Below are 12,753 nucleotides of genomic sequence, written 5' to 3'. Positions count from 1 at the left end.
GAGGGTTAGGGTGGGGATGGGGTTGATATTAAGATGAACTCGGGGAACTTATGTTAGAAGTGCTGATAATAATCATAAAGGTTGTAGTTATTACGCTGGTGGTTTTTACCCTTCCGCTTCCATTGACATATATGGAGCGTAAGGTAGCAGGCCATATTCAGGTACGACTTGGACCTATGAGGGTCGGCCCTCACGGGTTACTTCAGCCCTTTGCTGATATGGTAAAACTCTTCTTTAAGGAAGATGTTGTTCCGGCAAAGGCGGATGTGTGGCTGTTTAAAATCGCCCCTGTGGTGGGCATGATCCCTGTGTTTGCAGTGTTTGCAACTGTCCCGTTCGGCGACAAGTTTACTATCCCGTTTATCAATAAAGAGATTACCATGTATATCGCTGACATGAATGTCGGGATATTGTATGTCCTTGCAATTGCAGGTCTCAGTGTATACGGCATAATCCTCGGCGGATGGGCATCGAACAGCAAATATGCAATGTTGGGCGGCCTCCGTTCCTCAGCACAGATGATCAGTTATGAGCTTGCTTTGAGTTTTTCCTGTATAGGTGTGGTAATGGTGGTAAACTCCCTCAGTCTGGTAGATATTGTAAAATCACAGGCAGGGTGGCACTGGAACGTATTCTATCAGCCATTGGGATTTATAATATTTTTCATCGGCGGACTTGCTGAGATAAACCGCATACCATTTGACCTTCCGGAAGACGAGGGCACCCTTGGTGCGGGTTATCATGCAGAATATAGTTCAATGAGATTTGCATTCTTTATGCTGACAGAATATGTAGCAATGGTCTCCATGTCTGTTCTTATGGTGGTGCTGTATTTTGGAGGCTGGGATGGACCTTCATTTATTCCTATTCCGGGAATAATATGGTTTGTACTCAAGGTACTATTTTTAATTTATGTATTTATGTGGACAAGGTTCACTTATCCGAGGTATCGCTATGACCAGCTTATGAATATTGGATGGAAGATACTGTTACCTCTGTCTCTGGTGAATATATTAATAACAGGATTGGCCGTAGTGAAGTGGTGATATGAGCGATAATACCGGCATATTAAAACGCTTTCTTAAAAAGGTCTTTTTGATTGACCTTATACAGGGATTGACTATAACTTTCCCATATACATTTTCAAAGACCATAACACTCAGATACCCTGATGAGGAAAAGTGGATACCCTATCAGAGATTCAGGGGATTGCATACCTTGAATAAGAACAAAGAGGGTAAGGAGTTATGTGTCGGGTGTGAGTTATGTCAGAAGGCATGTCCTACCCAGTGTATCACAGTAATTCCGGGAGAGGATAAGACAGGAAAAGGTATATCAGACAGGATCGGATACAGATGGGAGATTAATCTTCTCCGCTGTATGTATTGCGGGTTATGTGAGGATGCCTGTCCTACTGAGGCACTCAAGCTTGGAAGGGAATATGAGCTTGCAAGCTATTCCATGCTGAGACAGATACGCACAAAAGAGGAATTGCTGAATCCTCAGCCGATCCCTGTTGAAATTGAAGGCGGTGTAATTGTAAAGGCAAGGCTTGAGGCAGATGATAAAGGGATAAAGGTTGTTCCGGATTTAAGTACGCAGAAAAGATGGTGGTAGGTTTAAAGACAGTGAATAGTGATTAGTGGTTAGTGATTAGGAAGAAAGAATAGAGGGGCTATGTTTATTCCCTCCCCTTCAAGGGGAGGGTTAGGGTGGGGATGGGGTTATTTTCAGGTGAATGGTGAATAAATGATTGAGCAGATTTTTTTCTTTATATTTGCAATATTAGCGGTGGTGTCGGCAATGGCAGTTGTGTCATTTAAAAACCCTGTGCACAGCGTTATTTCTTTACTTGTCTGTTTTATTCAGATGGCAGCCCTTTTTGTACTGCTTCGCTCTCCGTTTCTTGCTGCGGTTCAGATATTTGTGTATGTAGGTGCGGTATTGGTGTTGTTCCTGTTTGTGATAATGATGCTCGATATCCGGAAGGCCAGTATGGATAGATTTGTGCCGGGCGGTCATTTCTGGCCGGTTGCAATACTCGTTGTGCTGATAATTGAGATGGTTCTTATTGTCTCAAAGAGCAAAATATCTTCAATAGTCGTGTCGTCTCCTATCAGGCTTGACGGCAGCGTGAAGGAGGTCGGTGAGGCCCTTTTCAGCAAATACATACTGCCGTTTGAGGTAGTCTCATTTATTCTGCTTGTAGCCCTGTTAGGGGCTATAGTGTTGGGTAGAAAGGAATTGAGATAATGGTTCCATTGTCATGGTACATAATACTAAGCTCAATACTCTTTGTTATAGGGTTGGGCGGGGTACTATTACGGAGAAATATCCTGATAGTCCTTATGTCAGTGGAGCTGATATTGAATTCAGTAAATATTAATATGGTGGCGTTTTCCTATTTTCACCAGAATCTTCGCGGACAGATTTTTTCGATTTTTGTTATAGCTATTGCTGCTGCTGAGGTGGCTGTGGCACTCGGCATCCTGATTGCGCTTGTGCGTAATAAGGCCGCCATTAATGTAGATGATATTCAGATAATGAAAGGGTAGATGGTTGGAGACTGTTCAGTCTATAACGCCGATACTTGCACTTAGTGTTCCATTCGTAACCATTGGACTTATATTTGCATTTAATAAGATACCGAACCTCAGGGATGTTACTGCATTCGTTGCAGCCATCATAACCTTCTCAATAGTCATTTCAATGGCGCCGGCAATTTTGTCCGGGGAAAATTTAGAGTTCACACTATTTCACACACTTCCGGGGGTTGACTTTAAATTCCATGTTGATGCACTGAGCATGGTCTTTGCTACGATATCGTCGTTCCTATGGATACTGGCCTCAGTATATTCTGTAGGATATATGCGGAGTGCTAAAGAACATGCACACACCAGGTTTTTCGGTTCATTTGCCACAAGTATTTTTGCGGCTGTGGGCGGCGCCTTCTCAGGGAATCTTTTTACACTGGTTGTATTCTATGAGATATTAAGCCTTGCAACATACCCTCTTGTCTATCACAAAGAAAATAAAGATTCATGGGATGGGAGTAAAAAATATGTTGTTTATTTAGTAGGTACGTCAAAGACCTTCCTGCTTGCCGCAATAGCACTGACCTATTATGTGTTGGGAAACCTGGATTTTACACAGCACGGTATGCTGGAGAATGTGCATGCATCACCTGTGCTTCTGACAATAATATTTATATGTTTCATGATTGGTTTCTCTAAGGCAGCCATTATGCCGTTCCATGCATGGCTTCCTGCGGCAATGGTTGCACCTACACCGGTCAGCGCACTGCTCCATGCAGTGGCAGTGGTGAAGATGGGTGTCTTCTGTGTGCTCAGGGTTGTCTTCAATGTATTTGGAACCGGCCTTCTCACCAAACTGCATCTTGGGATTCCGACTGCTTATGTGGTTTCATTTACGATAGTTATGGCCTCGGTTTATGCACTTACTCAGGACAACCTGAAGAGAAGGCTTGCATATTCAACCGTCAGTCAGCTCTCTTATGTTATCCTTGGGGCTGTTCTTCTTACACCGAGCAGTATGGTGGGTGGTATTGTACATATCGCAAACCATGCCTTTTCCAAGATTACACTCTTCTTCTGTGCAGGTTCGATTTACTGTGCTGCACATAAAACTGAGATCAGTCAACTGTCAGGTATCGGGCGGAAACTCCCGTGGACAATGACGGCCTTCTTTATCGCATCCCTGAGCATGATCGGTATCCCGCCTGTTGCAGGCTTTATAACCAAATGGTACCTTGTGATGGGTGCGGTTGAGGCAAAAGAGATTCCTATCCTGATAGTCCTCCTCGTCAGTTCAGTGTTAAATGCAGCGTATTTTTTACCAATAACATTCAAGGCATTTTTTGAAAAACCTAAAGAGCATCATTCAGCAAATGAACATCATGGCGACAGTCATGGACATCATGAAGAGATTAAAGAGATACCGATGGTTGCCATACCTTTGGTAATTACAGCGATCATCTCAGTTGCAATAGGATTATACCCGGAGTACTTCCTTAGTCTTGCGAGAGAGGTTATAAAATAATGAGTGAGCAGTGAGCAGAAGCAAGAGGTAAGAAGCAAGAAGGAAGTTGAAAGATGAAAGTTTAAAGTTGAGATTCCCCCTCCCTTGATGAGGTGTGAATAACGAAAGTCCCCTCCCCCTTGAGGGGGGAGGGTCAGGGTGGGGGTGAGCTATGGAGATTTTTGGATGAACCCACATGAACCAGGGTTCACAAAGGGCCATGAAAATCAGCGGGACAAGAAAGTCCCGCCTATCCTCGTAGAAAGGGATAGGCGGGGTTTTCCAACCCCGCCGGAGGTGATTTTCGGATGAAGATAATAAATTATATAGGTGACCCTGCAAACTGGAATAAAATAAAGATTGTGTTTTATATCAGCCTCGCAGTAGTTTTTGCAGCGGATTTTCTGGTAGAGCGGCACCATGCTGAGACATGGTGGGATAAGACGCCCGGATGGAGCGCCTTTTACGGTTTTGTATCCTGTGTCTTTCTGATATTTATTGTGAAATTTATCGGGGCTATATGGCTGTACAAAAAAGAGGACTACTATAATGACTGACGGATTCCTAAAAAGTCCAACTGCGGCGTTGAGCTGCATCCTTCGTCATTGCGGCGTAGCTGCAAGTACGCCTCATTTCTCAGGATTTGCTCGCCTTGCATTTGGAGCTTTTTATGAACCCGTTCGGGTAGTTAGGGGATATAATGACTGAGTGGTGGTTACACCCATCCATACTGTTTATAGCCGGTGCATTCCTTATACCTTTCCTGAAGGGGAAGGTTCAGAAGGCGTATCTCTTATTGATACCTGTAGTGGCCTTTGCAATGGTTGTTTCAATAACTCCAGGGACTTACGGCGTATATAAATTCCTCGGTTATGACCTGATATTCGGCAAGATAGACAAGCTCAGTCTGATCTTTGCATACATATTTACCATTATGTCGTTCATCGGAATGATCTACGCGATTCATGTAGAAGATGACGGTCAGCATGTAGCCGCATGGTTATATATAGGAAGCTCTCTCGGGGTAATTTTTGCAGGTGATTATTTCTCCCTCTTTGTCTTCTGGGAGATTATGGCCTTTGCCTCAGTCTATCTGGTCTTTGCCAGAAAAAGGAAGGAATCATACAATGCAGGTTACAGGTATATCCTCATCCATGTATTCAGCGGTGTATGCCTGCTTGCCGGTATACTATTACATTATTCCGACACCGGTTCATTCCTTTTTGGACCTATTCATCATGACGCCAGTCTCGGCTTCTATATGATCCTGATAGGATTTCTGATTAACGCAGGAATGCCGCCGCTCCACACATGGCTGCCGGATGCCTATCCTGAGGCCACTATTACAGGTTCAGTATTCATGTCGGCCTTTACTACTAAGGTAGCTGTATATGTATTGTTAAGGGCTTATTCAGGGACAGAGATATTAATTATATTTGGAACTATAATGGCTATATATGGTGTCAGTTTCGCTACACTGCAAAATGATTTCCGTAAACTGCTGTCTTATCATATTATAAGCCAGTTAGGTTATATGGTGGTTGGTATCGGGCTTGGAACGGACCTGGCTATGAATGGTGCTGCTGCACATGCGATCAATAATATCCTTTATAAGGGGATCCTCTTTATGGGGGCAGGAGCAGTTATCCAGATGACAGGGAAACATAAACTCTCGGACCTTGGAGGTCTGCATAAGACCATGCCTGTTACCCTGATACTGTATATGATTGGAGGCTTCTCCATATCTGCATTCCCTCTGTTTGCAGGATACATAAGCAAATCCATGATACTTGGAGCGGCCAATCATCACCACATGCCTATATTAGTATTGCTCCTGCTTATGGTCTCGGCAGGTACGTTTGTTTCAACTACACTTAAAATTCCCTATTTTATGTTTTTTGGTAAGGATAAAAAGATCGAGGCCAAAGAGCCTCCTGTTAATATGCTCATTGCCATGGGAATTGCGGCAATACTCTGCATTGCAATAGGTTCATTCCCGGGACTGTTTTACAGTGTCCTCCCTTTCCCGATTGAATTCGAGGCATATACAGGGGATCATATAACAAGCACACTCGGTATCCTGATGTTTACGGCCCTCGGCTTCTGGGTGATGTTGAAGAAGCTTACCCCGCATCATGTTATCAGTCTTGATACAGACTGGTTCTTGAGAAAAGGCACAATGGTGTTCATGTGGGTTGCAAGGAAACCAATAGGGGTATATGAACTTTTTATTACGGATGTATCAAACACAGGGATATTACCCGCTATTTTTAAACTCTCCCGTGTCGGACTCTGGATTGACAGGAATGTAGTGGACTGGATTGTAAACAGCGTAGCTGCATTTATATTAAATCTTAGTGCATTTGTCAGAAGGGTGCAGACCGGGCTTGTTCAGCATTATGCAGTCGGGATGGCAGTGGGTATTGTAATAATTATACTAATCTATTCTCTTATCGGAGGTTGACGTAGTGATTGATGCGGTTCATAACTGTACGGGTTATCCAATCTTATCGCTTGTAACATTTGTACCGCTTATCGGTGCCGCTATTCTTTTGTTTGTTAAGAACGCAACAGCAGCCCGGTGGATAGCACTAATCTTTACAGTAGTTGATTTCCTGATTGCAATCCCGCTTGTCCTCAACTTTGACAGGACAACTTACCAGATGCAGTTTGTGGAACATTATCTATGGATTCCATCATGGAATATTACATATCATCTGGGCATAGACGGCATAAGTGTACTGTTTGTTTTTCTTGCGGCCCTGCTTGGATGGATATGTGTGCTTGCATCATGGAAGGCTATTGATAAAAAGGTCAAGGAGTTTATGATAGCCATCCTTGTTATGCAGACTGCCATGATAGGGGTCTTCTGTGCCCTGGACTTTTTCCTATTCTACCTTTTCTGGGAGGCAATGCTTATCCCAATGTACCTTATTATTGGGGTATGGGGCGGCAAGGACAGGATATATGCGGCAATCAAGTTTTTTCTTTATACGCTTGCCGGTAGTATCTTCATGCTGATCGGTATTATTGTCCTCTATTTTACAGGCGGACAGACTTTCGATATTATGGCGCTTATGAGTCAGAAATATGCAATGAATATTCAGATATGGGTATTCCTTGCATTCTTCATTGCATTTGCAATCAAGGTACCGATGTTCCCGTTCCATACGTGGCTGCCTGATGCCCACGTTCAGGCCCCGACAGCCGGAAGTATTATCCTTGCGGGTGTCTTATTGAAGATGGGGACTTATGGTATGTTAAGATTTCCGATGCCCATGTTCCCTGATGCGTCTAAATATTTTGCAACACCAATATTGATACTCTCTGTTGTCGGTATAGTTTATGGCGGGTTCCTTGCACTTGCACAAACGGACATCAAAAAACTAGTTGCCTACTCAAGTGTAAGCCACATGGGTTTTGTAACACTCGGACTGTTTGTATATAACACAATGGGTATTGAAGGCGGCATCATGCAGATGTTTAATCACGGAATATCCACAAGCGCACTGTTCCTGTGTATCGGTGTTATATATGAGAGGACACATACAAGGGAATTGTCCGACTATGGCGGCCTTTCCAAGGCAGTGCCGATTTACACCTTTTTCTTTACCATATTTATGCTTTCATCACTTGCCATACCTGGGACAAATGGATTTATCGGGGAGATTATGGTGCTGGCAGGCACATTCAGATATAACAGTATTATTGCGGCAATCTCAATAATAGGCGCTGTTATGGGCGCTGTATACCTTCTTAGTATGTATAGAAAATTTGCAATCGGTGAGATTACAAATCACCACATTAAAGAGGCCCATGATATCGGAGGCAGAGAAATAATTGCCATGGTCGGCCTGGCAATTTTCGTATTCTGGATAGGATTGAACTCAAAACCATTTTTAGATATTATGCACGTGTCAGTAGGCCACCTGCTTGATCAGATGAATGCTGTGAGCAGTAATATCGCAGCGATTAAGTAGCAGAAAACAGAGGCAAGAAGTAAGAAGTTAGAAGTAAGAAATAAGGAGAAACACCTAAAACCATCCCCCTACTTTGTTGGGATGGTGTTAGGCAATAAATAAAGAATCCCCCTCCCTTGACGGGAGGGGGTTAGGGGGAGGGTGAGCATTGGTAGTAACTGGGATAACGAATGAAGTTTGAAATGATAAACATAATATTCAGTATGCCGGAGATAATAGTCCTTGCCGGCGCATCACTGCTAATCCTTCTTGACCTCTTGCTGGACAAGAACCAGAAGAGTGTTATCGGATATTTATCTTTGCTTGTTGTCATAGTTGCAGGAATAAGCACATGGTTAATCGCAGGCAATTCAGTCTCCATCTTCGACAGGATGTTTGTTGTAGATTCTTATGCCACATTCTTCAAGATGGTCTTTTATCTTTCGACCTTCCTCGCAATCCTCATGTCAATAAATTACATAAAGATTGAACAGGTAGAGCATGGTGAATACTATATCCTGATGTTGTTTGCATTAAGCGGGATGATGATAATGGCGTCCTCCACTGACCTGTTGAGTATTTACGTCGGACTTGAGCTTATGGCGTTGTCAATATATATTCTTACAGGTTTTCTTCAGCACAGGAGACGTTCCAATGAGGCTGCAATGAAGTATGTTATTCTTGGGGCCTTTTCTTCCGGCATACTCCTGTATGGTATCTCTCTCTTATATGGTATTACCGGGACGACCCAGTTGGCTGACATAGCCGCAGTATTAGCAAAGAACGGGACTTCAGACACAGGTCTTGTACTTGCATTAATCTTCCTGATTGGAGGATTCGGATTTAAAGTAGCCGCTGTCCCATTCCACATGTGGGCGCCTGATGTGTATGAGGGTGCACCGACATCCATTACTGCATTCATGTCAGTCGGTCCAAAGGCAGCATCCTTTGCAGTTATCCTCCGTGTATTCTTAGAGGCGTTGGGGCCGGTATCTGCAAACTGGGTATACATTGTTTCCGGGCTTGCGATCTTAACTATGGCAACCGGCAGTCTCCTTGCACTTTCACAAACCAACATCAAGAGGATGTTGGCATATTCAAGTATTGCCCATGCCGGTTATGCAATGCTCGGTCTTGTTGCAGGCGGGCCGGATGGGATTGCAAGTGTTATGCTGTACATGCTTATTTACACGTTTATGAATATGGGTATATTCGGCGTTATTATCATGCTTAGGAAAGGTGATTTTAAGGGAGAGGCTATTGAAGATTATTCCGGTCTCTCAAAGTCCAATAAACTTGCAGCATTCCTCATGCTGATCTTCCTTTTCTCTCTTGCCGGCATCCCGCCTACCGCCGGTTTTGTAGGAAAATTCTACATCTTCATGGCACTGATAAAGAGCGGCTTTGTCCCCCTTGCTGTAATCGCCGTCATGTTCAGTGCCGTATCTGCATACTTCTATATCCGCATCGTTATGCTGGTATACATGAAAGAGCCGGTCCGTGAATTTGACCTTGCCCGCTCACTCCCAAACAGCCTTGCCCTCGCCATCGCAGTTATCGGCACCATAGTCATCGGCATCCTCCCCGCATGGTTCCTCGAAATGGCAAAGACCGCTATTTTTCATAGCTGAAGCGGATAGATATATTATGCCGTGAAGATTAAATCTTGAAATATCTATGCATAAAAATTATGAGCCTGCAAAAGAGGTATATATTGAAAACAACACTTACAAAGGAACATGTAATCAAAATCCTTAGAAAGGATCTGCCGTTTCTGAAGGAAAGGTATGGCGTAGAAAAGATAGCTATTTTCGGGTCTTTTGCAAAAGGAAAACAAAGAGGAAAAAGTGACGTAGATATTCTTATATACCTTAAAAAGTCTATAGGGCTTGATTTCATAGAACTTGCAGACAGACTCGAGGAGAAATTAGGGAAAAGAGTAGATATTGCTACTTTTGAGTGCTATAGAAAAAGTTTTAATAAACCAAGATATAAGCATATTGCTGAGGACGTTGAAAAGAGCCTGATCTATGTCTAAGAAACGAAGGGATAAAGATTTCTTATGCGAAACCGACAAAACGGTCAAAATAGGAAAATCTCACACATACCCACCGCTGATGCCCCTTGAAAAACCCCCAAAAAACAAATAAAATCTTCTTGACGCTTTAGATTTTGGAGAGTAAGATGAGGCTCAATTTTTTGATTTCCCTGTATGCCGTGAAAACTGTTATCACCATCCAGGCCATTCATAACCCCGTTGTCCAGTACCTTGAGACCGATGTTGTAATTACCAGGGGTATTCCACCTACTGCAACACAGATTCCTTTGATAATACAAGCGGTAGTATTGATGGAAAACACTATAGTAGCTATACTGACTCTTTCGGTAATACTACTGGAAAGTTCGGTAGGGAACGATTTCGAACATATACCGATTCCTTCAGAAATACAACAGGAGCTATAGGTGGCATTAGATAGCGAAGTTATACGGATTCATTTGGCAATACTGCTGGAAGGATTGATAGCAATAGTTTTCGTTGTTACACCGATTCGTTTGGCAATACCGTATGTCGATAGACATCTCAGCCCAATAATAGCTTTGCGATATGAACATTGGAAAACTGTTGAGGTTGACGAAAGATAAGTTTCTTTCCACTAAAAAGGGAGAGGTTTAAACTTTGGAAAAAAGAGAAACAAAACTCTCAAAAGGGAATAAATTACTTATTGTTATTTACAAGATGTCATCTGGAGAGCAAAATACTTTGAAATATGAAGACATATTCGTAAAAGCATTCAAAAAATATCCAGGTGATTTTCATTTAAGGGGATATCCTCAATATCCAGATACAGGAGATTCTACTCAGAGACCTTTATACAGTCTTCGTAAGAATGGTTTCATACAGATTCACAATAAATTCGTCACGTTAACTGAAAAGGGTTTGACGTTAGCCCAGCAACTTATAAATACACAAACTTATATTCCTGATAATTCATCTCAGAAATTAAGTCGAGATATGATGAACGAGATTGATAGAATAAAAAATACTGATGCATTTCAGTTGTTCGTTGCAGATAAAAAAGACCAAGTAGTTGACACTGATTTTTTTTCTTATCTTGGAACAACTGTTAAGACCGAAAGAACAGATTTCAGATCACGCATTAAAACAATTAAAGATGTTATTGATGCTGTTGAAATGAACAATGAATATAAAATAATTGTTGACTTGCACAATTATCTTTTTGAGCGTTTCAAGAATGTCATAATAGCAAAATCATCAATAGGTTATCCAAGGAGGAAAAAACATGAGTGAAGTATTAGAAATAATAGAAGAGAAAAATATAATAGATGACCACTTACTTGATATCATTGGCAACGAGTTTAAATTCATTCACGAAAAAGGCCTTTCCGAATGGCTTAAAAACTCTGCTGATGCCTACCTTAGGTCGGGGAGAGAGGATGAGGAGAGTTATATTATATTTAGGTTTAATGACAAGGATGAGGTTATATTTGAATGCATAGACTTCGTAGGAATGACTTCAGATGATATAGATAATGCACTAAAACGGTGGGGCGATCCTGAAGCTGCTTAAAGAGGAACCGGTAAGAGAGTATTCGGCGGCCATGGAAATGGTGGTAAGTTTTACATGAGACAAATGTTTGAGCAATCATACTTTATAACATACAGGGATGGTAGACTTAATATTTTTGGGTTTAATACAAACCGCCGGTATGGTTTTGCAAAAGGTTTTAAGGATAAAAATGTTAGTCCTGATGATGCAATGAGATTTGCAGAAATACATGACATGGATTTTCCTCCAAATGTAAGGAAAGATATTTTGAGTGGAACTATTGGATTTACAGTGGCAAGAGGGATACGTCCACATAATATAAATAGAAGGAAATTTAATTTGGAAAAACTTTGTGATAAATTTAAAATTTATCACAAAGCAAGGTTGATACTGAAATATAAACCTATTTCTGTTATTTACAATGATAATATACTTAACCTTCATCTCCTTCCTGAGGAAATCCCACCAATGCCAGAATTTGAGAGTCCGATAGAGATTCCAGTCCCTCAAACTATTATTTGGGAAGAAGATGGAGATACAGAAACAGTGATATTTGCAGACGAAAAATATCATCAGGGGAAACTTGTCCTTTACACATCTACTGAACCACTTTCAAGAAATAGTCGTCTTGGAGACTTAAATCGCATTGATATTATTGGTGAGATAGGAGTAATAGCTTCATATAAGATACAGGAACTTGGATATGTTAACCGTTTATCGCCAGCAGAATTTATTTATGGTGAGTGCTATTGCCCTATGCTTGAAGATCTTGATGACGACTGTGTAAAAAATGATAGGAGTATACTTGTTGAAAATATCAAGACTAAGGCACTTAGGAAATGGATAGGGGGACAGATAGACACACTTGCTGAAAAAATCGAGGAAAAGGAAAAGAAAGAAGTACGTGCAAAAAATATTGAGACCTTATTTGAGATTAATAAAGTCCTCAATGATTGGAAAAATAATTTTATGTCAAAAGTAATGAGGGAAATTCTCGGTGGCCTGGGTGAAGGCCCAGGTGCCGGTTATGGTACTGGAGGTAGTAGTGGTAACCCTTCAGTGAGGCGTGGGAACCCGGTCGTGGGGTAAGCCTCCTTTCCAATATTATGGGGGTTGTATGTACTATAGGTTTGATGGCGGTGAAGTCCCTGAAGGGAAGAGAAGTTTGAAGGGATCGAGGGTCATGT

Annotated in this window: 15 protein-coding genes; all 15 read left to right on the top strand. The window is 41.9% G+C overall.

All coding sequences use genetic code 11. From position 1 onward, the window contains the following. The first annotated feature begins 50 nt into the window (after positions 1-50). The 15 genes from nuoH to HZA08_00630 all read left to right on the top strand — a co-directional run bounded on the left by nuoH (position 51) and on the right by HZA08_00630 (position 12,655). On the top strand, positions 51-1,046 hold the full coding sequence (gene nuoH, locus HZA08_00700; protein ID MBI5191944.1) for an NADH-quinone oxidoreductase subunit NuoH: 996 nt from the start codon (positions 51-53) through the stop codon (positions 1,044-1,046). A gap of 1 nt (position 1,047) precedes the next feature. Further along, entirely contained in the window at positions 1,048-1,617 is a 570-nt protein-coding gene (locus tag HZA08_00695) for an NADH-quinone oxidoreductase subunit I (protein MBI5191943.1), read from the top strand. Between the two features lie 135 nt (positions 1,618-1,752). Beyond that, positions 1,753-2,253, top strand: a complete 501-nt coding sequence (locus tag HZA08_00690; protein MBI5191942.1) for an NADH-quinone oxidoreductase subunit J — start codon at positions 1,753-1,755, stop codon at positions 2,251-2,253. Beyond that, positions 2,253-2,555 (top strand): NADH-quinone oxidoreductase subunit NuoK, encoded by a 303-nt coding sequence (gene nuoK / locus HZA08_00685; protein MBI5191941.1) that lies wholly within the window; start codon positions 2,253-2,255, stop codon positions 2,553-2,555. Before HZA08_00690 ends, nuoK begins: the two co-directional genes overlap by 1 nt. 4 nt (positions 2,556-2,559) lie before the next feature. Then, positions 2,560-4,059 (top strand): monovalent cation/H+ antiporter subunit D family protein, encoded by a 1,500-nt coding sequence (locus tag HZA08_00680; protein ID MBI5191940.1) that lies wholly within the window; start codon positions 2,560-2,562, stop codon positions 4,057-4,059. Between the two features lie 144 nt (positions 4,060-4,203). Further along, on the top strand, positions 4,204-4,350 hold the full coding sequence (locus tag HZA08_00675) for a hypothetical protein (protein MBI5191939.1): 147 nt from the start codon (positions 4,204-4,206) through the stop codon (positions 4,348-4,350). Further along, a complete protein-coding gene (locus HZA08_00670) occupies positions 4,347-4,595 on the top strand; it encodes a hypothetical protein (GenBank protein MBI5191938.1) in 249 nt (82 codons plus the stop codon). The genes HZA08_00675 and HZA08_00670 overlap by 4 nt, the downstream gene beginning before the upstream one ends. Before the next feature lie 143 nt (positions 4,596-4,738). Then, the gene (locus HZA08_00665) at positions 4,739-6,502 is read left to right on the top strand and encodes a Na(+)/H(+) antiporter subunit D (protein MBI5191937.1); all 1,764 of its coding nucleotides are present in this window, start codon (positions 4,739-4,741) and stop codon (positions 6,500-6,502) included. Positions 6,503-6,509: 7 nt separating this feature from the next. Beyond that, complete coding sequence (locus HZA08_00660; protein ID MBI5191936.1) at positions 6,510-8,018, top strand: NADH-quinone oxidoreductase subunit M; 1,509 nt, start codon at positions 6,510-6,512, stop codon at positions 8,016-8,018. Between the two features lie 170 nt (positions 8,019-8,188). After that, positions 8,189-9,628 carry an NADH-quinone oxidoreductase subunit N gene (locus HZA08_00655; GenBank protein ID MBI5191935.1) on the top strand — a complete coding sequence of 480 codons (1,440 nt, stop codon included), beginning with the start codon at positions 8,189-8,191 and terminating at the stop codon, positions 9,626-9,628. A 59-nt stretch (positions 9,629-9,687) separates the two neighbouring features. Further along, positions 9,688-10,035 carry a nucleotidyltransferase domain-containing protein gene (locus tag HZA08_00650; GenBank protein ID MBI5191934.1) on the top strand — a complete coding sequence of 116 codons (348 nt, stop codon included), beginning with the start codon at positions 9,688-9,690 and terminating at the stop codon, positions 10,033-10,035. Positions 10,036-10,181: 146 nt separating this feature from the next. Next, positions 10,182-10,460, top strand: coding sequence for a hypothetical protein (locus HZA08_00645; protein MBI5191933.1), 279 nt, complete (start codon positions 10,182-10,184; stop codon positions 10,458-10,460). 214 nt (positions 10,461-10,674) lie between these two features. Then, positions 10,675-11,307, top strand: coding sequence for a hypothetical protein (locus HZA08_00640; protein ID MBI5191932.1), 633 nt, complete (start codon positions 10,675-10,677; stop codon positions 11,305-11,307). Further along, positions 11,300-11,587 (top strand): hypothetical protein, encoded by a 288-nt coding sequence (locus tag HZA08_00635; protein MBI5191931.1) that lies wholly within the window; start codon positions 11,300-11,302, stop codon positions 11,585-11,587. Before HZA08_00640 ends, HZA08_00635 begins: the two co-directional genes overlap by 8 nt. 63 nt (positions 11,588-11,650) lie before the next feature. Further along, complete coding sequence (locus HZA08_00630; protein ID MBI5191930.1) at positions 11,651-12,655, top strand: hypothetical protein; 1,005 nt, start codon at positions 11,651-11,653, stop codon at positions 12,653-12,655. Positions 12,656-12,753 lie beyond the last annotated feature (98 nt).

The sequence above is a fragment of the Nitrospirota bacterium genome (assembly GCA_016212215.1).
GTDB lineage: Bacteria > Nitrospirota > 9FT-COMBO-42-15 > HDB-SIOI813 > HDB-SIOI813 > JACRGV01.
The sequence above is the reverse complement of the archived record's forward strand: the minus strand, read 5'-3'. Positions and strand labels throughout refer to the sequence as shown.

What these genes read in the sequence shown, in the direction of transcription:
- nuoH (MBI5191944.1), top strand. Translation starts at nt 51, where the DNA reads ATGTTAGAAGTGCTGATAATAATCATAAAGGTTGTAGTTATTACGCTG.
- HZA08_00655 (MBI5191935.1), top strand. Translation starts at nt 8,189, where the DNA reads ATGAAGTTTGAAATGATAAACATAATATTCAGTATGCCGGAGATAATA.
- nuoK (MBI5191941.1), top strand. Translation starts at nt 2,253, where the DNA reads ATGGTTCCATTGTCATGGTACATAATACTAAGCTCAATACTCTTTGTT.
- HZA08_00630 (MBI5191930.1), top strand. Translation starts at nt 11,651, where the DNA reads ATGTTTGAGCAATCATACTTTATAACATACAGGGATGGTAGACTTAAT.
- HZA08_00695 (MBI5191943.1), top strand. Translation starts at nt 1,048, where the DNA reads ATGAGCGATAATACCGGCATATTAAAACGCTTTCTTAAAAAGGTCTTT.
- HZA08_00665 (MBI5191937.1), top strand. Translation starts at nt 4,739, where the DNA reads ATGACTGAGTGGTGGTTACACCCATCCATACTGTTTATAGCCGGTGCA.
- HZA08_00670 (MBI5191938.1), top strand. Translation starts at nt 4,347, where the DNA reads ATGAAGATAATAAATTATATAGGTGACCCTGCAAACTGGAATAAAATA.
- HZA08_00650 (MBI5191934.1), top strand. Translation starts at nt 9,688, where the DNA reads ATGAGCCTGCAAAAGAGGTATATATTGAAAACAACACTTACAAAGGAA.
- HZA08_00645 (MBI5191933.1), top strand. Translation starts at nt 10,182, where the DNA reads ATGAGGCTCAATTTTTTGATTTCCCTGTATGCCGTGAAAACTGTTATC.
- HZA08_00635 (MBI5191931.1), top strand. Translation starts at nt 11,300, where the DNA reads ATGAGTGAAGTATTAGAAATAATAGAAGAGAAAAATATAATAGATGAC.